Source organism: Mucilaginibacter sp. SG564 (assembly GCF_013149275.1).
GTDB lineage: Bacteria > Bacteroidota > Bacteroidia > Sphingobacteriales > Sphingobacteriaceae > Mucilaginibacter.
Genome location: NZ_JABGNA010000003.1, coordinates 369,323 through 389,625 on the forward strand (window position 1 = coordinate 369,323; position 20,303 = coordinate 389,625).

The following is a 20,303-nucleotide window of genomic DNA, read 5'->3' on the forward strand; positions in this document are numbered from 1 at the left end:
AAAGTATTGTATGATTGCTAACACCTTCATTAAAAGACCTGTAACGGCTATAGTTATATCTATTGTACTCATCATTACCGGTACAGTAAGTATACTGCTTTTACCGATAGACCAATATCCGGATATTACGCCGCCTATTGTACAGGTGAACGGTCAGTTTACCGGTGCCGATGCGCAAACCGTTGAACAAACCGTGGCCACCCCTATTGAAGAACAGGTAAACGGAACTCCAGGCATGGAATATATGCAAAGTAATAACACCAATAACGGGCAAATGAGCATGAACGTGACCTTTAAAATGGGAACAGACATTGACGTTGCCGCACTTGATGTGCAAAACCGGGTGAGTATTGCTACTCCACTGCTACCAGCTGTAGTAAGCCGTCTTGGCCTTACTGTTCGCGCGGTTAACCCCAGTATGCTGATGATGGTGGCTATTTATGCGCCGAAAGGAACGCATAATATCACCTTTCTGGATAACTATACCAATATATTTATTCAGGATGCTTTATTGCGCGTACCAGGTGTAGGCAGTATCAACCGCTTTACCGATGACTTCAGTATGCGTATCTGGATGAACCCGGATAAAATGGCTGCTTACAGCTTAACCCCACAGGACGTGATCAATGCCCTTAATGCGCAAAACGTGCAGGTAGCGGCCGGTACGGCCGGTGTGCCGCCACAGGCATCAAGCCAGACTTATGAGTTGGGTATCCTGGTTAATGGTCGATTGAGCAAAGTATCTGAATTTGAAAAAGTTATTGTAAAAACAGTACCGGCCACGGGCCAACTGGTTTACCTGAAAGATGTTGCCCGGGTTGAACTGGGTAAGTTTACTTTTTCGAGCAACTCCTTTGTTGATGGGCATAAAGCCTCCTATCTGCAAATTTACCAGGCACCGGGCAGTAACGCGTTGGAAACCGCCAACGGTGTATACGCGGCGCTGGCTAAATTGAAAACCAACTTTCCATCGGATGTAGAATACAAAGTTCCTTTTGAATCGGTTACCGTGGTTAAGGTTTCTATGGAGGATGTGGTAGGAACGCTGTTAAAAACCCTGGCGCTGGTTGCCGTTGTGGTATTTATTTTTCTGCAAAACTGGCGCTCGACCCTGATCCCGGTACTGGCTATTCCCGTATCTATTTTTGGCACCTTCTGCTTTTTTATCCCCCTGGGCTTTACCATCAACACCCTAACCATGTTTGGTTTTGTGCTGGCCATTGGTATTGTGGTGGATGATGCCATTATCGTGGTAGAAGCCGTGCAGCATTATATCGACCATGATGGCATGTCGGCTAAAGAAGCTACCTACCAGGCCATGAAGGATATCTCGGCACCGGTAATTGCTATCGCGCTGATATTGGCGGCGGTGTTTGTTCCGGTTGGGTTTATCCCGGGTATTGTGGGGCGCTTGTATCAACAATTCGCCATTACCATCGCCATATCGGTGATCATATCGGCATTTATAGCCCTTTCCTTAACACCGGCGCTATGTACCCTTCTGTTAAAACCATCACACCTGGATAAAGACGCCAAAGGCATTAACAAATTGTTCTTCAAGTTCAATACCTGGTTTGAAAAGGTAACCGCCAGTTATACCGAAGGTGTAAGAAAAAGCATCAAGGCATCGCGTTTTGTGGTGATCATTTTGATCTGCATTTGCGTGGGCACCTATTTCTTATTCCAGAATAAGCCATCGGGCTTTATTCCTTCTGAAGATGATGGCAACCTGTATGTGACCTTCCAGCTACCGCCGGCATCTTCTACCGCGGCTTCTGTTGATGTAATGTCCAGATTGATGAAAGTTATCGGATCGACACCCGGTGTGGCCCATTACGCGGCTCTATCCGGTCTCAACGTGGTAACCAATGCCAGTAACTCCAACAACGGTACTATTTATTGCCAGCTTGCCCCATGGGATGAGCGCAGTAAATCCACCGAGCAGGTACCAGGAATCATTGGCGAGCTGCAAAAACGTATTGCTGATGCTGGTATCAGGGATGCCAATGTGGAAGTTATCCAACCATCACCCCTTCCTGGTATTGGTACAACTGTGGGCTTCAGTTTGCAGATAGAACAACGCAACACCTCTGATAATTTGCAGGACTTTGAAAAAGTGGTGAAAAACTTTGTTGCCGAAGCCAATAAAAACCCGGTTATCAGCAAGGCGTTTACCTTTTATACCGCTCACACCCCCAACTATAGCTTAACGGTAGACCGGGAGAAGTGTGAGAAATTAGGTGTAAACGTAGCCGATGTATTCACCACCATCCAGGCGTATATGGGTAGTCTTTATATCAATGACTTCACCACCTATAACCGAACGTTTCACGTAGTGGTTCAGGCGGATACGGCCTTTAGAAAAGTAGTAAATAACATGGATAAATACTATGTACGTAACCAGGCGGGTGATATGGTTCCGCTGGGTACAGTTATCAGTTATAAGCCAGTTGACGCGCCACCACTGATCTCGCATTTCAACATCTTCCGCACTGCCGAGGTTGATGGTTCTGCAGCACCTGGTCATAGTAGTGGAGAAGCCATTGCTGCCATGCAGGATCTGGCTAAACGGATTTTACCACAGGGTTATGAATACGAGTTTTCGGGACTGAGTTATGAGGAGATCAAGGCGGGTTCAACCACTATTTATATATTCATCTTCTCCATCACCTTCGTATTCCTGTTCCTGGCGGCTTTGTATGAAAGCTGGTCGGTTCCTTTCTCTGTACTGTTGGCTGTACCGGTAGGCGCTATGGGCGCGATCCTTGCCCTGGTACTAGTGCCGAGTTTAACCAATAACGTGTACGCGCAGATCGGTCTCATCACATTGATAGGTCTCGCGGCCAAAAACGCGATCCTGATAGTAGAATTTGCCAAGGTGCGGGTAGATATGGGCGAAGAGCTGATCAAATCAACGCTGGAAGCCGTAAGTCTTCGTTTACGCCCTATCATCATGACCTCCCTTGCCTTCGTTTTGGGTGTATTGCCTTTGGTATTGGCAACAGGTGCGGGTGCGGTAGCGCGAAGGACTATCGGTTTTACCGTTTTAGGCGGTATGATAGCGGCTTCAACGCTGGCCATATTTATTGTACCGGTACTGTTTGTGCTGATAACCCGCTTCTCCTATGGCAAAGAAAAGCTGGAGTATTTACAGGCACACAAAGAAAATCTGAAGGAAAAAGCAAGAAAAGTTGAAGCTCAAAACATTGATCCCGAACTGGAATATGAGATTGCAAAATCCCGTGAATTACATAAAAGCTAACAAGGATGGTTTCAAATACATTTATAAAAAGGCCGGTAACCGCTATTGTTATATCATTAGTATTAATGATAGCGGGACTGATCTGCCTTTTCAATCTGGCGGTTGACCAATATCCTAATATATCACCGCCAAGTGTGTCGGTAAACGGATCGTATACCGGCGCAGATGCTCAAACAGTTGAGCAAAATCTGGCCACTCCCATCGAAGAGCAGGTAAACGGTACACCGGGCATGGAATACATGACCAGTACCAATACCAACAGCGGCAGCATGGGTATAAGGGTAACCTTTAAAATAGGCACCAACGTACATATCGCCGCGCTTAACGTTCAGAACCGGGTGGGCATAGCCACGCCCTTGCTACCTTCCGTGGTAAGTAAACTGGGGCTGACCGTACGTGCGAGTAACCCCGATCAGTTAATGCTGGTCGCGATTTACTCACCTAAACGCACCCATAACATCACCTTCCTGGATAACTATACCAATACGTTTATCCAGGATGCCATACTTCGTGTCCCCGGCGTGGGCGATGTTAGTGCACGTACCGATAATTTCAGTATGCGTATCTGGCTCAATCCGGATAAAATGGCATCTTACAGTTTAACGCCTGCTGATGTTACTGCTGCCCTTAACGGTCAGAACGTTTACGTTGCAGCTGGTTCTGCAGGTGCTCCACCCCAACAATCCTCACAAACTTTTGAAACGGGAATTTTGGTAAATGGGATGCTGAGCAAAGTTTCGGACTATGAAAAGATCGTGGTAAAAACCATTCCCGGAACCGGGCAATTGGTTTACCTTAAGGATGTGGCCCGGGTTGAACTGGGTAAGTTCACCTTCTCCAGTAATGCCTTTGTGGATGGCAACCGGGCATCAACCATACAGGTATATCAATCGCCGGGAAGTAACGCGCTGCAAACTGCCGAGAATGTTTACGCGGCATTGGCCAAACTCAAAAAATCCTTCCCAAAAGATGTGGATTATGTGGTTCCCTTTGAATCGATAACCATCATCAAAGTGTCGATGCAAGAAGTAATAGGCACCCTGGTTAAAGCATTGGCATTAGTGGCTATTGTGGTGTTCCTGTTCCTGCAAAACTGGCGCTCAACACTGATACCTATACTGGCTATCCCGGTATCTATTCTGGCAACGTTCATATTTTTTATACCGCTGGGATTTACCATCAATACGCTAACCATGTTTGGCTTTGTGCTGGCTATTGGTATTGTGGTGGATGATGCCATTATTGTGGTAGAGGCGGTGCAGCATTATATAGATGAGAAGGGGTTGTCACCCAAGGAAGCTACCTATCAGGCCATGAAGGAGATCGCCGCACCGGTGATTGCCATAGCATTGATCCTGGCATCGGTATTTGTGCCGGTGGGCTTTATTCCGGGTATTGTGGGGCGTTTGTACCAGCAATTTGCCATTACCATTGCCATATCGGTTATGCTTTCGGCTTTTGTGGCCTTGTCGCTAACACCAGCGCTTTGTACTTTGCTGTTAAGGCCAACGCCACCGGTAACCGAAAAATCAAACTGGCTAACCAAATTCTTTGATGCTTTTAACAAGCGATTTGAAAAGATCACCCTGAAATATACTAACGGCGTTCACCGCAGTATTAAAGGGGCCCGGTATATTGTTATCATACTGGTGTGTATTTGTGTAGGTACCTATATCATGTTCAGGGTTAAACCATCCGGATTTGTACCGGCAGAAGATGGCGGGCGTTTATACGTAACCTACCAGCTACCCGAGGCCTCATCAACCATTCAGTCCGTTACGGTCATGGAGAAGCTGATGAAAATAGTGGCCTCGACACCGGGCATATTGCATTACACGGCCATATCGGGCTTTAACATACTCAATGGCGGGGCCAACTCCAACAATGGTTCCATGTTTTGTATGCTTACTCCCTGGGACGATCGTACCACTCCAAATACCCGTGTACCCGGACTGATGAATGTGATCAAACAAAAGATAGCCAAAGCGGGTATCAAAAATGCTAACGTGGTGGTAGCTCAACCTCCTCCCATCAGGGGTATAGGCCAGGCAGCCGGTTTTAGTATGCAGATTGAACAAGGTAACACCACCGACGATATTTATGCTTTTGAAAAAGTGGTTAAAAAGTTTGTGGCAGCGGCAAAAGCCAATCCGGCCACAGCAGGCGCGTATAGCTACTTTTCGGCACATACGCCAAGTTATGAGTTGAATGTCGACCGTGAAAAATGCGAAAAGCTGGGCATTAATATATCTGATGTTTTCTCGACCATGCAAGCCTACATGGGTAGTTTGTTCGTCGACAACTTTACGCTGTATAACCGCACCTACCACGTAGTTGTGCAGGCCGATACCGCTTATCGCGCACTCATCTCCAACATGAACAAGTATTACGTACATAATTCTGTTGGACAAATGTTGCCTTTAAGCACAGTGATCAGCTATAAGCCTATTGTAGCGGCCCCGTTGATCACCCACTTCAATATTTTCCGCTCGGCCGAGGTTGATGGTTCTATACCGCCGGGATATAGCAGTGGCCAGGCTATTGAGGCGTTAAAAGCATTAGCAGCTAAAACATTACCGCGCGGATACACCTATGAATTTTCGGGCTTAAGCTATGAGGAGATCAAGGCGGGTTCAACCACGGTTTACATCTTCATGTTTTCCATCATTTTTGTATTCCTGTTCCTGGCGGCGTTGTACGAAAGCTGGTCGGTACCTTTCTCCGTAATGCTCGCGGTTCCCATCAGTGCTTTTGGCGCTATTCTGGCGCTTACTGTTGTGCCTACGGTTACCAATAACGTATATGCTCAGATAGGATTAATCACCTTGATAGGCCTTTCGGCAAAAAACGCCATCCTCATTGTGGAATTCGCCAAAATAAGGGTGGATCGAGGTGAGGAGTTGATCAAATCGACATTGGAAGCCGTACGCCTGCGTTTGCGCCCTATCATCATGACCTCCCTGGCATTTATTTTAGGCGTATTACCGCTGGTTTTAGCAACAGGTGCTGGTGCCGAATCCAGAAATACCATTGGCATCACGGTTTTAGGGGGGATGATAGCCTCGTCAACCATTTCCATATTTATTGTGCCTGTGCTCTTTGTATTATTTACCCGTTTTTCTTACGGTAAAAAGCAGCTGGCTTATTTGCAGGAACATCATGAAGAATTAATGGAAAAGGCCCGCAAAGTAGAGGCCCAGAATATCGACCCCGAACTGGAATATGATATTGCCGAAGCCAATGCCAAACATAACGCGGACAAGCAAACAGCAAATGAAAATAACAAATAGCGTAGCGATCTATGAAACACACACAGCTGATATCAGAAAATTTAAGACTGATCAATTATTTATATAATAAGAACCTCTCCAGGGAATTATCATCTATCAAGGTGAATCATCATTTTGAAGTATTGTTGATTTTGGCCCAACAAAAGGGCCCGATAACGCAAAATAAATTAGCAGAATTGCTGCACGTTGATAAATCGAGGGTGGTGAGTATTGTTTATTCACTGGAACAGCGAAAAATGCTGATCGTGAAAACAAACCCCGCCGACAGGCGTCAGCATTATATCTCCTTATCACCTCATGCTTTACTGTCTATTCCTTATATCGAAACAAAAGTAAAAGAGGTAAATGAATTGGCTAATACCGGCATCAGCGAAGAAAAACTGGATACTTTTTTCGAGGTGGCCGAAGCGATAATGCAAAACCTGACTAAAAACAAGCATTGAAACATACTATGCCTTTCATAAAAGTATAATATTTTTCAGATCGCAGTCAGGGTTATCTGCTGTTAAATGTGTCATGGTTCAAAATATCTACCATGAAATATTTAACAGCAGATTTAAAATTCATCAAAAAAAGCCTATCACTCATCTCCTTCATAACCGCCCTCCTGCTTATTGAACATGCACAATTACGTGCCCAATGCCTGTACTATCCCCGCGACCTGAAACAAGCTTTTAAAAACAAAACCCGGTCGGCAGATGGGAAACCTGGTAAAAATTACTGGCAAAATCACAGCAGCTACAACATCACCTTAACTGTATTACCTCCCAGCAGAAATATCCAGGGAACCGAGCAGATCATCTACAGTAACAACAGTCCGGATACGCTCAAAGAACTGAATATGAAGCTAATCATGAACATACACAAACCGGGAGCGGCACGATTTGCCAATGCGCAAGCCAACTATTTAACCCAGGGTGTGCAGATGGATAGTTTTTCAATAGATGGCCAGCCTGTAACGGTAAACAATCAGGATGCCACAACCAATCAAACTATCGCCCTGTCAAAACCTTTACTGCCACATCAATCTGTAAAATTGGATATTACCTGGCATTATGAACTGGCTTTGGGTGCGGGTCGCGAAGGGGTTATTGATTCCACCTCTTTCTACCTGGGCTATTTTTACCCGAGGGTAGCCGTTTATGACGATTATAATGGCTGGGATAAACTCCCTTTCTTAGATATCCAGGAATTTTACAACGATTTTAATGACTATACCCTGCAGGTTAAAGTGCCATCTGATTTTTTGGTGTGGGCAACAGGAACCTTACAAAATCCAAAGGAGGTACTACAACCAGAGTATGCCAAGCGTTTGCAAAGCTCCATGAACAGCGACTCTAGCATACACGTAGTCACTCCTGCCGACCTTGCCCAAAAGAACATCACCGCAAAAACCAAGCTCAATACCTGGATCTGGAAGGCGGATGATATCAGCGACATGGCTGTAGGCATAAGCGATCATTATGTTTGGGATGCGGCAAGTGTAGTTGTTGATCATTCTACACGTAGAAGAGCAAGCATACAGGCAGCTTACCTGGATAGTGCCGCCGATTTTCACTCTGCAGTAAAATTTGGGCAGTACGCCTTAAAGTGGTTTTCGAACAATTTACCAGGTGTACCTTACCCGTATCCAAAAATGACCGTTTTTCAGGGATATGCGGATATGGAATACCCCATGATGGTTAACGCCAGCCATAAAGATGATCTGAACTTTGCTCAGCTTTTACTGGATCATGAGATCTCTCATACCTGGTTTCCGTTTTATATGGGTACCAATGAAAGTCGCTATGGTTTTATGGACGAAGGCTGGGCCACCACCTTCGAAAGGTTGATAGGCGCCACAGAAATAGGTCAGGAAAGCACCGATGCGCTATGGACTGAGCTCCGGGTAAAACCGTGGATCAGTGATCCATCAGCCCCGGAAGATCTGCCCATCATCACGCCTACGAGCGAATTAAGAGATGGCCTTTCCAATAACGAATATGGAAAACCGGCTTTGAGCCACTTTGCGTTGAAGGACCTGTTGGGTGATGACCTGTTTAAAAGATCGTTAAAAGGTTATATGGACAACTGGCATGGTAAACATCCGGTTCCCTGGGATTACTTTAATTCCATGAGCGATAAATCTGGCCGAAACCTGAACTGGTTCTTCAACAATTGGTTTTTCAGCAATGGTTATATCGATCTGTCATTACAAAAGGTAAACAAAACCAAAGATGGCTACGCCATCACTATCAAAAACACCGGTGGGTTTTATATCCCCTTTGATGTTAAAATTATCTGCCTGGATGGCACCTGCAAGATCATACACCAAACACCTGCCATATGGGAGCAAAATCCGCAGGCTGTCAGCTTTGTGTTTCAAACAGACAGGGTAGTAAAAGCCGTTGAGATAAATACAGGGGTATTTTTGGATGCCAATACCTCGGATAATAGCTATGTGGTTAAATAGCATGTAGTCTGTCGCAAACTGCCCTTAATTTGTCGTTTTCACACGCTTGCTCTTTTTGCATGTACGCTATTTTTGTATCATAAATTCATGAATATGAACAGTAACAATAAAACGATCCTTACCGCGGAGGTAGAAATAAACGCCCCGATTGAAACAGTTTGGGCCAGGTGGACTGAACCGGAGCACATTATGCAATGGAATAACCCATCTGAGGAGTGGCGTAATTCTAAAGTAGAAAATGATCTGCAGGCGGGCGGCAGATTCCTTTTTGCCATGGAATTAAAAGATGGCAGCTCCCGTTTCGATTTTAAAGGCACCTATGATGAGGTCAAAATTCATGAACTGATCTCCTACACCCTTGACGACGACCGCAGATCAACCATAACTTTTACAACAGGCCATATGGTGAAAATAACCGAAGCCTTTGAACCCGAAAAGAACCACCCACTCGATATGCAAAAAGATTTTTGCCAGGCCGTATTAGATGGCTTTAAAAGATATGCGGAATCTGATATTTAATTAAAAAACGAAAACCCCAAAGCCCCTCAGAACTAAACCTATGACAATTTATTCTTTGGGCACATTGATAAAGTTGGGGCAAGAAGCAACCTCAGGAGCCCAAAAGTGGGTTTACACTAAAACCCATAAAATAGCATAAAAATAAAATTAACTATCTGATTGTTAATTAAATACATAAATGCAAACCATAAAAAGTGTAAACCATGTAAACCCACTTTTTAGGCTTTAATGAGCATATGGTTTATCAGGCCCTGCCCTGTAAAAAGGATTCTATGGCTGCCAAAACTTCTGTTTCAAATTCCTCTTGCCTTTTCAGGTCTTTTTTAGTGCTGCCAAACTCATGGCTGATGGGATAGCTTTTGCCGAATTTATTTTTCTTGTTCGAAATGGCGTAATGCAGCAAACCATTCAACTCCACGGGCAGCAGGTGCACATCTTCAAAATTCATTAATTTACGGGTGTATAATCCCGGAAATTTGCGGTAAATGGTTTGGGCGTACTGATCAAACTCATAAGTAACATTTACCCTGAACAAAAAGTCATAAATGGCATAAAGTGCTGGCACCATGCCTACGGTAAGCCATCCCCAGGTACTATCATGCCCAAGGTTTAGCACAGGTACTATGATAAATACGGCTACGGCTATCGAGGCCGAAATAACAATATTGATCCAGTAGTTGCGCATCGGCTGAAAACTCAGCTTCCCACCCATTATTTTCAAATTATAGCGATCCATCTTTATTTTTTAGTTGGCGATATCAATCCTGCCTGAAGCTTTTTAGTGTACCGTCGTTGTTAAATTCTATGGAGTAACGTTGGCGGCTGCCATTGATGGTGCCAGGATACCAGCGCATCACTTTATCCCAAACCACCATATAAGCGCTGGTTGTTGGCCTGGCACCTTCAATTTCCGCAGCCTTTTCATTATATAAGCGGGTAATGTTGGCTATCGTAGTAAAGTCGACCTCATCCAGGGAAACCGACCGGCTGTCTATATCAGCATTTACCGATACCTGTTCTGGTTTAGGTTTTGACCAGGCACCATTCCGGTATTCATAACTATCCACATCATCCGGATTTTCAGGATGACGGAGCATTATACTAATGCTGCCGTCATCATAAAAATGTACCGACCGGTAAATAAAGATCTCTTTACCCCGGTACTGCGGCAGGTTTCTTAAAGATGCCTCCGCTTTTTTCAGCGCCGTGGTGTTTGTTAAAAAATCCTTACTCTTTACAGGCCTACTACGATGCGAGGTAGCATTAACCTTTGATAAGGCTGTTGTTAACTGATCTTGCATCTGCATTATTGCTCTGCTGGTGGTACTGTCAATCGCCTGCTGCACCAAAGCACGTTTACTTACCCTCTGTTGTGGGTTTGGTTTAGGTATAAAAGTCTCTTCGACACTCCTGGTGATCTGTTTGCAGCCCACAGAAGTTAAACTGCAAACTACTGTAATGATTATAAAGGAGCTTAACGTTTTCATCGGTTTAATCTATTTCGTCTAAATCGGTGGCAAAAGCTATTTTTTGTGGGTCATCCTGCAGATAAAAGATGTCTGCCGTTTTCTGTTTTGTGCTATCCAGATCGAGCAAACTCACAATTTTTTTGATGCTGGCCCTATGTGTATGATTCTGGTAATCCACAAATTCCAGTTCGAAGTTCACCATCGGCTGCTCGTTAATGTAGGTACCGGTAAGGTTTGCCGCGATTTGTTTAGCCGTTGTTCTGACCCCCTTAAATTTAATTAAAGGAGCATTATCCAGTCCACTGTTTAGTTTACTGCTAATAAAGCCGAGAAGTACACGATAAAACAGTAGTACCGCCGGGCAAATCAGCAGCGGATGTCCAAAGCTCATAAAGCGCCAGCCCATCCCCTCGCTTTCTGACTGATAGGAGTATATGTAATATCCAACCACTACCGTTAAAAGCAGCAGCCAGCCCAGGTTTATCAACGCTATTATTCCTCTACGGATACTGCCTTCGCTATTTTCAAAAATAAAGTACGGGATATGTTTCATCTCCTTATCAATTAACAAACCAACCCGTTTACCTACTTCAAAGCGGCGCTCATAGGGCTTCATATCATTTATGCCAGCCTTTTGTACAATCTCGGTATTAGCCAGATTTTTAAAGCTCAGACTAAGCTCGTAGGTATTATACCCTGCGTCGGGTTTCGTTAGGTTGACTGATTCCAGTATTTTGGCCTCGCGCCGCACTCCATTTTTCTTAAGGCGATCCATATTCCGTTTGGCCGAAAACGCCTTCAAAACCCATTTACGATAATACCCTGCCAGCAAGATGATCCAAAGCACCATTGACAAAGCCGTCAGTCCTAACGAAAGCCAGGGATCCGATCCTTCGATATCAAGTGGGTTTTCGCTTTTGATGTTATAATATAACAGCATCGGAAAAGGGATAGCGAAAAACAACATGTAAAGCATCCAGAATATAGCAACACCGCGTTTCATTGTCGATTGGTTTTAGTTAAAAGCCAGTTACTTCTTAATTTCATTTGGGCAAGCCCATAATATCACTCAACTCGTCCGTAAAGTTTTGCAGGGGTTTGGTAACAAAAAAGCCTTGCCGCACCAGTATCCTTTTTTCTTTACCATTCTTATAAAAAATCATGGTAGCTGACACATTAAGCGTGATGCCGATGTTGGTCATTTTGGAGATCAGGAAATGATCAAAATCATCAAAGCTGTATTCCTTTTCAGGAGTAAAGAAAAATGTTTTAAAGGTCATGCTCCTGGCTGCTGTGTTAAAGCTTATTTTGGCGGTGGTACGCAGGATTCCTATCGTACCCAGGATACCCAGGCACGCCGCAAAAAAATAGGCACCTTTGCTGTTTCCATAAATCAAAGTAGCAACCATACCCCCGAATGAGAGTAAGGAAAGAAAATAGAACATACCCTTTTGTATTTTCACCTGGTAGGTATTCCCATCCTGTTCAAAATATTTAAGTGATTGCATAAGGCTATATTTTAAAAATGATCAACCTATAAAAGGGAAACTATTTTCAAATGCTTTACCAAATACAGGAATGGGCTTTTGGGCGTTATTGGCTGCATTGATCATACCCAATATCCAGAATACAATGATCACTAAGCCTATCAATCCCAAAAAGGCCAGTGCAGGCACCAACGATACAATAAATCGTAAAACGATATTAAGAATGATGCTCACAATGGCTAAACCCAATGATTGTCTTAAATGATATTTGAGCAACGCATCTGCTTTATCTTTTCCCGAAAAATACGCGACCAGCCACCCAATAAGAGTTATGTACGATACGATGGATAATGTTTTGTTGTTCATGATAATTTAGTTTTTTCGTCTGGCGATATTGCCGTAACAAAATTGCAGACAACTACCATGCAATGCTAATTTTTGCATTCTACAAAGCGTCTACCCATTTACAGCAGAGCGTCTACAATATATCTACAGGTTTTATAAATAATTGATTGTATGAATATTACAAATACACCCCAAGCACCAATCCTGGCGTTTCCGTATTAATTTTCAGTTAATTGTAGTAATTTGGCTTCATGACATCTCCATGGAATAAGCTCTTTATTGGGGCCTGTATGATAATGCTATCATTTGTTGCCCGGGCCCAGAATGTAATAATAGATAGCTTACGCTCTGTTATTGATAACCCCGCATTAAATGAAAAAGAAAAACCTGCTTTACTTTACCAACTGGGCCAGGCAAACCGGGTCAGTAAAAATTATGAGATTGCCGTATCCAATGCTAAACAATGCATTGTCCTGGCTTTAAAGTATAAAAACTTTACGGTAGCCACTAAGGGCTATACTCTATTGGCTACTATTAAAGCCAACACACAGCAGTTGGCCACTTTAAAACAAACCTGTGATACGGCCGTAATCATGGCACAACAGGCTAATGACCCCATAGCTATGGCCTATAGCTATTACGCAAAAGTATGGTTATATAGAATGCTCGGTAATTCGGATAATGTAGTAAAATACTGCCAGTTGGGATTAAAAGAGCTCGAAAAAAAAGCTGACCCCGGTTTAGCCGCTGGTTTTTATTACCGGCTTTACGCCGTAAACTCCGACTGGAACAATGAAGCTAAAGTGAATTTTTATGCCCGAAAAGCCGTTGAAAACGCCTTGCAGGCCAAAAATTATGACTTATTAAGTAATGCTTATACCGCGCTGTCAGTAGCTCATGAATACAATTACAATAAATCAAAAAACAAGGCCCAACTTGACAGCTTTTTCTTTTACCTGAATCGGTCAGAAATACTCTACCGGCAACATTCAGGAAGGGTATCTGCTAATACCTATGGTATTACTTGCATTAATATCGCCAACGCTTACTATAAATACTTCCCGCAAACTGATAAAAATGCCCGGAACCAGGCTATCGAGCATGCTAATATTGCCCTTTCAGTATTAAAAAACTCAAATAACGGTCAGGAAATTATGGCCAGCGGCTTGGGGATACTAAGCGAATATGCCCGGCGCGACGGAAATACCCCTCAGGAGGAAAAATATTTACTGGAAGCTTACCGTGTCATGCAAACTGATAAGCAACCTTATTATTACACGATGATCAATGTGGTTACGGGCTTATCGGAGTTTTATGAAAAAAGAGGAGAACTTGGAAAAGCGCTGGATTTTCAAAAGAACATAACGGAGTACAACATCAAAAACTTTAACCAGGAACAAGCTCTCAATACTCAAAAACTGGAAATACAATACGAGACCGAAAAAAAGAACAGTGAAATGCAGGCCTTAAAGGAAAAAGAGAAAAGCCGCAGATTGCAAAATTACCTTTACGGCTGTATAGCCATCGCTTCTGTTTTGGGTTTGTTATTCATGTTTAGGTCATATCACTTCAAGTTGCGTTATTCTATGCAGCGCGAAAAACAATTACAATTGGAAAATCAGGAATCTGAGCTACAGGTAAAACTGGAAAAAGAAGAACAGGCCAGGCTCAGAGCCGAGCAGCAATTACTGGAAACACAGCAGCAACAACTAAAATTAGAAATGATGGCCAACACGCTTCAACTGGAACACAAGAACCGGATGCTGCACGATATAAAAGATAAGCTAACCGAGGGTGACCCTGTAAATATGCAGCGGATACTAAAAGAAGAAATGCTGCTGGATAACGACTTTGAACATGCCACATTACAAATACAACATGTGCATCCAGAATTTTTCAATCTGCTTAATGATAAGGCAAAAAAGAAACTAACCCTGCTCGATTTAAAACTTTGCGCCTACCTGTATCTTAAAATGGATACCAGGCAAATTTCGCAACTGATGCATATCGAAGCCAAAAGTGTACGAATGAGCCGCTACCGGATAAAACAAAAATTAGGATTGGAAAAAGAAGAAGATTTGAACCTCTTTTTACAGAAATTAGGGAATTAGGGCTATAGCTGGCCGAGGTCATGATTGCGCACAAAAAAAGCCTCTCATTTTCATGAGAGGCTTTCGGGTAAATGATGGGGCTCGAACCCACGACCCTCGGTACCACAAACCGATGCTCTAACCAACTGAGCTACATCTACCGTTTGGAGAGTGCAAAAATAGAAATCTTACGGCTATTTGCAAACTCTTTTTAAAATTACATTCGGCTTACCTGTTTAATTTAGAACGATTTTAATTAATTATTAGATTTGTATTTATGGCTGAGCAATTAATTGAATTGAACGTGACAGGGATGCATTGTAATAATTGTGCCTTATCTGTACATAAACTACTTGAAAAAAGGGGCTTACATAATATACTGGTCGACTTTGCCAGCGAAGAGGTAAAATTTTCAACCAACGATAGCTCCAAATTGCCCGAAATAAAAAAGGGAATAGAAAATTTAGGTTTTAGAGTGATTGACGATATTTCGCAACATCAGCCTTCATTTTACGATAAAGTAGAGAATAAATTTGTCTTCTGCGCCCTGTTTACCGTACCTCTTTTACTCGGCATGTGGTTGCCCTGGCATGTATTACATCAACCTATTGTACAACTATTATTATGCCTGCCGGTATTTATAGTAGGCTGCCTGCATTTTGGTAAAAGTGCATGGAGTTCTGTAAAAGGTGGCGTACCCAATATGGATGTGCTCATATTTATCGGTTCAACATCGGCATTTGTATATAGCCTTACGGGTACACTGCAGCATTTAGGTCCGCAGTATCAGTTTTACGAAACGTGTGCTACTATTATTACCCTGGTACTATTAGGCAATGTGTTTGAAAAACGATCCGTGACCCAAACCACGTCGGCAGTAAAAGATCTGATCAAATTTCAGCAGGTAAATGCTAACCGTGTTGTTAACGGCGGTGTGGAAGTGATCAGCGCCAAAGAAGTACGCCCAGGTGATACCTTATTAGTAAATCAGGGAGATAAAATACCTGTTGACGGCGAAATTCTGTCTGGCAGCGCGTCTGTAGATGAGGCCATGCTTACCGGCGAAAGTTTACCCGTTGAAAAGAAAAAATATGACAGGGTAATAGGCGGTACTATACTAGTTAACGGCAATATACATATGCTGGCCACCAAAGTTGGCTCCAATACTATCCTGTCGCAGATCATCGAGCTGATGAAAAAAGCCCAGGCAGCCAAGCCGCCTATTCAAAAACTGGGTGATAAGGTTGCTTCTATATTTGTACCAGCAGTGCTGGGTATCTCCCTGCTTACCTTTGTACTTACTTTTTACATCGTTCATGCCGGTCTGCAGCATTCGTTGCTGAACGCGATAGCCGTATTGGTGATATCATGCCCTTGCGCTATGGGACTGGCTACCCCTACTGCGGTAATGGTAGGTCTTGGTCGTGCGGCTAAGAGTGGCATCCTCATCAAGGGTGGTGACACGATTGAAGCCGTAGCCCATACCAAATATGTGGTATTTGATAAAACAGGCACCTTAACCACCGGCAAGTTCAGCATCAATGAGATCAAAGCCGAAGCTGGCGTCGATATCGAATTGATCCGAGGCATCATTATCGCCATTGAAGAGCGATCAAACCATCCAATAGCCAAATCACTGGTGAGCGGATTAAAAAATCTCCCCCGGCAAAAAGTAATCCTCAAAGTAGCCAAAGAGGAAAAAGGCCTCGGTATGCGTGCCGAAGACGTACAAGGCAGCAATTACTTCCTCGGTACTGCCAAACTGAATAAGGACGATCATTTTAATCTCTCCCTTTATAAAAACCAGCAGTTACTGGCCCAGATAGCGCTTGATGATGAAATAAAACCCGAAACGGCCTCCCTTATAGCCCAACTCAAAAAAATGGGCATCAAACCCATACTATTGAGCGGCGACAAAAAAGACCGTTGCCTCAAAGTGGCCTCTGCTATAGGCATTAAGGAGGTGCATGCCGAAAAACTGCCCGACGAAAAGTTGAAAGTGATCGAGATGTATAAGCAAAAAGGTAAAACCATCATGATAGGCGATGGAATAAATGATGCCCCTGCATTAACCAAAGCCGATGTGGGCGTATCCATGAACGATGCCAGCCAGGTGGCTATACAATCAGCCAGTGTTGTGCTGCTTAATACCGATCTGAATTCGGTGATTAAATTTTTACAGATCAGCAAGCATACCCTGCTCACCATTAAACAAAATCTGTTTTGGGCATTTGCATATAACATTGTAGCCATTCCTCTGGCAGCCCTGGGCTTTTTAAACCCGATGGTAGGCGCATTTACCATGGCTTTTTCAGATGTGGTGGTGATTGGTAATTCGCTGAGGTTGAAAATTAAAAAGGTCGATGGTCGATAGACCATAGTCCATGGCCCTTTCATTTTCTGTTTTATTTACGCATAAGTCAAAGTTTCTTACTTTTGCAGCTGTGGACTATGGTCTATCGTCCATGGACTAACAATTATGATAGAAATATTTACAGACGGTGCATCAAGCGGGAATCCGGGTCCGGGTGGTTATGGGGTAATTTTGCGTTCGGGGAAGCATTATAAAGAGCTTTCTGAAGGCTTTCGCAAAACCACCAACAACCGTATGGAACTACTGGCTGTAATCAAGGGACTGGAAGCGCTGAAAACCCCTAATCAGCAGGTGATGATCTTCTCCGACTCCAAATATGTGATCGATTCCATTGAAAAACGCTGGGTAAATGGCTGGGTGCAAAAAGGTTTCGCGGGCAAAAAAAATAAAGACCTCTGGCTCCGTTATCTCGATATCAGCAAGCACCACCAGATCAAATTTACCTGGGTACGCGGTCATAACGGTCACCCCGAAAACGAACGCTGTGATGAACTGGCTGTAGCCGCCGGGAAACAGAAACCACTGCTTATAGATTCGGTTTTTGAAGTGGAGAATGGGAAATAATTAGTATCAAGTAGCTAGTATCAAGTATCACGACTTTTTTCTTTTTATATTGAAGAGGCATAGCATCTTGATACTTGATACTAGCTACTTGATACCCTACCTACCTACCTACCTACCTACCACCTTCCCGCCAGCTCTATTACCTGTAAATCCTGAATTTTATCGCCATCGATATTAAAACGCATCAGCGTACGTACTTTATGCCAGCCTTGCTGCCCGGCCGCGCCTGGGTTAAGATGCAGGCAGCCAATAGTTTTATCGGGCATCACTTTCAATATATGCGAATGGCCTGAGATAAACAACTTAGGCGGGTTTAAGTAGATCTCCTTTTTCACCGCCGGACTATATTTACCCGGATAACCGCCAATGTGGGTCATCCATACATCAACACCCTCACAATTAAAACGCAGATTTTCCGGGTATATCAATCTTACATCCTTTTGGTCGATATTGCCATATACCCCTTTTAGCGGTTTAAAAGCGGCCAGTTTATCGGCCAGCTCCAGGGTGCCGAAATCGCCGGCATGCCATATTTCATCGCAATTTTCAAAATGCTTAAAAACGGCCTCGTCGAGGTAACTGTGGGTATCGGATATCAGGCCTATGCGGGTCATGGGAGCAAATATAGATACAAGCGGTAAGAGTCAAGAATCAAGAGTTCATAAATCTGTCGTTGTGCGCAAAAAAACTGGATAAAGGCTAAAAAGTGGGTTTACATGGCTTACACTTTTTAGGGTTTAAATTGATTTAATTTATTGATAATCAAATAATTAACTACAATAAAGGTCTATTTTGTGTTAACCCACTTTTGGGTCTGTTTTTGGTCGAATATCATAAGTCAATCATTTCCAACATCAGCAGCACAAGGTGCACGAAAATATACCAGGATAAAATTTGTCATGCTGAACGTAGTGAAGCATCTATTAGTCGACAGGCAAAGCTCACGAATAGATCCTTCGTCCCTCAGGATGACAAATAAGAGCTAAAATGGTGATTAAAATATCGTCAAAAAGTTCTCCAATACTTTTTGGTATTGCCTGCTGTAAACTTTAGGCGAATCGTAAATCACTAATTTCTCCGCTTTTGATTCTCCCTTACCAAAACCAAAAGCCAATATTTCCCGATGAAGTTCATCACTTTTAAACGAATGTATACTGATTACTTTTTGTAAATGAAGCTGATGTTGCGTGGCCAAAGCTTTAACCAACGCCGCGGTATCAATTGGTAATACCAACCAACAAGTCCCATTTTCTGTTAAATGTTCAGCCACACCAGATATCAAGCCTTCAAAAAAACCATCACCTGCATGTTTGGCCAAATTCTTCTTTACCCCCGGCGATTGAAGGGAGTTGATATAGAAAGGCGGATTGGATACAATCAGGTCATATTTTTTACTGGGATGATCGGAAAAAAAATCGGCAAAGCTTACTGGAAATAAAGCCAGCCTGTCAGCAAAAGGTGAGCTTCTAAAATTGCTTTCGGCGGTTCTAGCCGCACTTTCATCAATCTCAACTGCGTCAATTTGGGCATCGGTATAACGCTGGGCCAGCATCAGGGCAATTACGCCGGTGCCTGTGCCTATATCTAATATGGATAGAGGTTTATCTGCATCAGCCAATGCACCCAGTAAAACACCATCGGTATTGATCTTCATAGCGCAACCGGTTTGGTCGACACTGAATTGTTTAAAGCGAAACATTGATGCGAATTTATTACTAAATGTTAAGATGCGTATCAACGTTGACATTTAGCGGGTTTATATTTGTTGGTGACAACACCAACAAAGTGCGAAGTTGTCCTCGCTGCCGTTGTTTTTGCCGCCCGTTGTTGGTGTTGTCACCAACAACTCTTATCTTGAAAGTTATAACCGATTTAAATGGCCGAAATCAATTTTGACTATCACCCTCAATTTTTCACCGCAACTATACTGGAATGGAAACCCTTATTACAGGACAACGCTTTTAAAGATATCATCATCAAAAGTCTTTTATTTTTAACCAATGAAAAAAGCATTGTTGTTTATGGTTTTGTGATCATGCCGAATCATATTCATTTAATATGGCAGATTCAGGATGGTTATAAACAGGATGTTATTCAATTACGTTTTTTAAAATTCACCGCACAACAATTCAAATTTAAATTATTGGATACTGACGATGATAGGCTACCCCTATTTTTAGTAAACGCTAAAGATAGAAAATATCAATTTTGGGAAAGAAATTCATTGAGCACTGATTTATGGGGTCCGAGAGTGTTTATGCAAAAGTTGGATTATATACATAATAACCCGCTCCAAAAAAAATGGCAATTAGCTACTTTACCGGAAGACTATAAATATTCATCAGCAAGGTTTTATTTGACAAATGAGGATAATTTCGGCTTTCTGAAACATCATAATGAATAAAAGCATAATGGTATTTGTTGGTGATAACTGATGTTTGTTGGTGACAA

16 protein-coding genes and 1 tRNA gene are annotated in these 20,303 nt (G+C 43.0%); 9 read left to right on the top strand and 8 right to left on the bottom strand.

What is annotated here, in order from left to right; all coding sequences use genetic code 11:
* Window positions 1–10: 10 nt before the first annotated feature.
* The 5 genes from FHW89_RS09095 to FHW89_RS09115 all read left to right on the top strand — a co-directional run bounded on the left by FHW89_RS09095 (window position 11) and on the right by FHW89_RS09115 (window position 9,523).
* Window positions 11–3,262 (top strand): efflux RND transporter permease subunit, encoded by a 3,252-nt coding sequence (locus tag FHW89_RS09095; protein WP_172334713.1) that lies wholly within the window; start codon window positions 11–13, stop codon window positions 3,260–3,262.
* 5 nt (window positions 3,263–3,267) lie between these two features.
* Window positions 3,268–6,552: an efflux RND transporter permease subunit gene (locus FHW89_RS09100; protein ID WP_172334714.1), complete on the top strand. Its 3,285-nt coding sequence runs from the start codon at window positions 3,268–3,270 to the stop codon at window positions 6,550–6,552.
* A gap of 11 nt (window positions 6,553–6,563) precedes the next feature.
* Complete coding sequence (locus FHW89_RS09105; protein WP_172334715.1) at window positions 6,564–6,995, top strand: MarR family winged helix-turn-helix transcriptional regulator; 432 nt, start codon at window positions 6,564–6,566, stop codon at window positions 6,993–6,995.
* Window positions 6,996–7,087: 92 nt separating this feature from the next.
* The gene (locus tag FHW89_RS09110) at window positions 7,088–9,004 is read left to right on the top strand and encodes a M1 family metallopeptidase (RefSeq protein ID WP_172334716.1); all 1,917 of its coding nucleotides are present in this window, start codon (window positions 7,088–7,090) and stop codon (window positions 9,002–9,004) included.
* Between the two features lie 93 nt (window positions 9,005–9,097).
* On the top strand, window positions 9,098–9,523 hold the full coding sequence (locus FHW89_RS09115) for an SRPBCC domain-containing protein (RefSeq protein WP_172334717.1): 426 nt from the start codon (window positions 9,098–9,100) through the stop codon (window positions 9,521–9,523).
* A 244-nt stretch (window positions 9,524–9,767) separates the two neighbouring features.
* Here the strand turns inward: FHW89_RS09115 and FHW89_RS09120 are convergent, their stop codons facing one another.
* The 5 genes from FHW89_RS09120 to FHW89_RS09140 are packed head-to-tail and all read right to left on the bottom strand — an operon-like array spanning window position 9,768 to window position 12,845.
* Window positions 9,768–10,259, bottom strand: coding sequence for a hypothetical protein (locus tag FHW89_RS09120; protein ID WP_172334718.1), 492 nt, complete (start codon window positions 10,257–10,259; stop codon window positions 9,768–9,770).
* 22 nt (window positions 10,260–10,281) lie between these two features.
* Window positions 10,282–11,010 (bottom strand): hypothetical protein, encoded by a 729-nt coding sequence (locus FHW89_RS09125; RefSeq protein ID WP_172334719.1) that lies wholly within the window; start codon window positions 11,008–11,010, stop codon window positions 10,282–10,284.
* Window positions 11,011–11,014: 4 nt separating this feature from the next.
* Entirely contained in the window at window positions 11,015–11,995 is a 981-nt protein-coding gene (locus FHW89_RS09130; protein ID WP_172334720.1) for a hypothetical protein, read from the bottom strand.
* A gap of 40 nt (window positions 11,996–12,035) precedes the next feature.
* On the bottom strand, window positions 12,036–12,500 hold the full coding sequence (locus tag FHW89_RS09135) for a hypothetical protein (protein ID WP_172334721.1): 465 nt from the start codon (window positions 12,498–12,500) through the stop codon (window positions 12,036–12,038).
* Between the two features lie 21 nt (window positions 12,501–12,521).
* The gene (locus tag FHW89_RS09140) at window positions 12,522–12,845 is read right to left on the bottom strand and encodes a DUF4870 domain-containing protein (protein WP_172334722.1); all 324 of its coding nucleotides are present in this window, start codon (window positions 12,843–12,845) and stop codon (window positions 12,522–12,524) included.
* 275 nt (window positions 12,846–13,120) lie between these two features.
* Here FHW89_RS09140 and FHW89_RS09145 point away from each other — a divergent pair, with 275 nt between their 5' ends.
* On the top strand, window positions 13,121–14,935 hold the full coding sequence (locus FHW89_RS09145) for a hypothetical protein (protein ID WP_172334723.1): 1,815 nt from the start codon (window positions 13,121–13,123) through the stop codon (window positions 14,933–14,935).
* 66 nt (window positions 14,936–15,001) lie between these two features.
* Here the strand turns inward: FHW89_RS09145 and FHW89_RS09150 are convergent.
* Window positions 15,002–15,075, bottom strand: a tRNA-His gene (locus tag FHW89_RS09150).
* A gap of 116 nt (window positions 15,076–15,191) precedes the next feature.
* On the opposite strand from FHW89_RS09150, the gene FHW89_RS09155 reads away from it, so the two are divergent.
* Window positions 15,192–17,288 (top strand): cation-translocating P-type ATPase, encoded by a 2,097-nt coding sequence (locus tag FHW89_RS09155; protein WP_172334724.1) that lies wholly within the window; start codon window positions 15,192–15,194, stop codon window positions 17,286–17,288.
* Between the two features lie 105 nt (window positions 17,289–17,393).
* The gene (rnhA, locus tag FHW89_RS09160; protein ID WP_172334725.1) at window positions 17,394–17,852 is read left to right on the top strand and encodes a ribonuclease HI; all 459 of its coding nucleotides are present in this window, start codon (window positions 17,394–17,396) and stop codon (window positions 17,850–17,852) included.
* A gap of 116 nt (window positions 17,853–17,968) precedes the next feature.
* On the opposite strand, the gene FHW89_RS09165 is transcribed toward rnhA, so the two are convergent.
* Entirely contained in the window at window positions 17,969–18,466 is a 498-nt protein-coding gene (locus tag FHW89_RS09165; RefSeq protein WP_172334726.1) for a metallophosphoesterase, read from the bottom strand.
* Window positions 18,467–18,846: 380 nt separating this feature from the next.
* Window positions 18,847–19,599, bottom strand: a complete 753-nt coding sequence (locus tag FHW89_RS09170) for a tRNA1(Val) (adenine(37)-N6)-methyltransferase (protein ID WP_172334727.1) — start codon at window positions 19,597–19,599, stop codon at window positions 18,847–18,849.
* Window positions 19,600–19,728: 129 nt separating this feature from the next.
* Here FHW89_RS09170 and FHW89_RS09175 point away from each other — a divergent pair, with 129 nt between their 5' ends.
* Window positions 19,729–20,256 (top strand): transposase, encoded by a 528-nt coding sequence (locus FHW89_RS09175; protein ID WP_172334728.1) that lies wholly within the window; start codon window positions 19,729–19,731, stop codon window positions 20,254–20,256.
* Window positions 20,257–20,303 lie beyond the last annotated feature (47 nt).

Excerpts from the sequence above, each read along its gene's own strand:
- FHW89_RS09095 (WP_172334713.1), top strand. The coding sequence starts at position 11 with ATGATTGCTAACACCTTCATTAAAAGACCTGTAACGGCTATAGTTATA.
- FHW89_RS09100 (WP_172334714.1), top strand. The coding sequence starts at position 3,268 with ATGGTTTCAAATACATTTATAAAAAGGCCGGTAACCGCTATTGTTATA.
- FHW89_RS09105 (WP_172334715.1), top strand. The coding sequence starts at position 6,564 with ATGAAACACACACAGCTGATATCAGAAAATTTAAGACTGATCAATTAT.
- FHW89_RS09110 (WP_172334716.1), top strand. The coding sequence starts at position 7,088 with ATGAAATATTTAACAGCAGATTTAAAATTCATCAAAAAAAGCCTATCA.
- FHW89_RS09115 (WP_172334717.1), top strand. The coding sequence starts at position 9,098 with ATGAACAGTAACAATAAAACGATCCTTACCGCGGAGGTAGAAATAAAC.
- FHW89_RS09120 (WP_172334718.1), bottom strand. The coding sequence starts at position 10,259 with ATGGATCGCTATAATTTGAAAATAATGGGTGGGAAGCTGAGTTTTCAG.
- FHW89_RS09125 (WP_172334719.1), bottom strand. The coding sequence starts at position 11,010 with ATGAAAACGTTAAGCTCCTTTATAATCATTACAGTAGTTTGCAGTTTA.
- FHW89_RS09130 (WP_172334720.1), bottom strand. The coding sequence starts at position 11,995 with ATGAAACGCGGTGTTGCTATATTCTGGATGCTTTACATGTTGTTTTTC.
- FHW89_RS09135 (WP_172334721.1), bottom strand. The coding sequence starts at position 12,500 with ATGCAATCACTTAAATATTTTGAACAGGATGGGAATACCTACCAGGTG.
- FHW89_RS09140 (WP_172334722.1), bottom strand. The coding sequence starts at position 12,845 with ATGAACAACAAAACATTATCCATCGTATCGTACATAACTCTTATTGGG.
- FHW89_RS09145 (WP_172334723.1), top strand. The coding sequence starts at position 13,121 with ATGCTATCATTTGTTGCCCGGGCCCAGAATGTAATAATAGATAGCTTA.
- FHW89_RS09155 (WP_172334724.1), top strand. The coding sequence starts at position 15,192 with ATGGCTGAGCAATTAATTGAATTGAACGTGACAGGGATGCATTGTAAT.
- rnhA (WP_172334725.1), top strand. The coding sequence starts at position 17,394 with ATGATAGAAATATTTACAGACGGTGCATCAAGCGGGAATCCGGGTCCG.
- FHW89_RS09165 (WP_172334726.1), bottom strand. The coding sequence starts at position 18,466 with ATGACCCGCATAGGCCTGATATCCGATACCCACAGTTACCTCGACGAG.
- FHW89_RS09170 (WP_172334727.1), bottom strand. The coding sequence starts at position 19,599 with ATGTCAACGTTGATACGCATCTTAACATTTAGTAATAAATTCGCATCA.
- FHW89_RS09175 (WP_172334728.1), top strand. The coding sequence starts at position 19,729 with ATGGCCGAAATCAATTTTGACTATCACCCTCAATTTTTCACCGCAACT.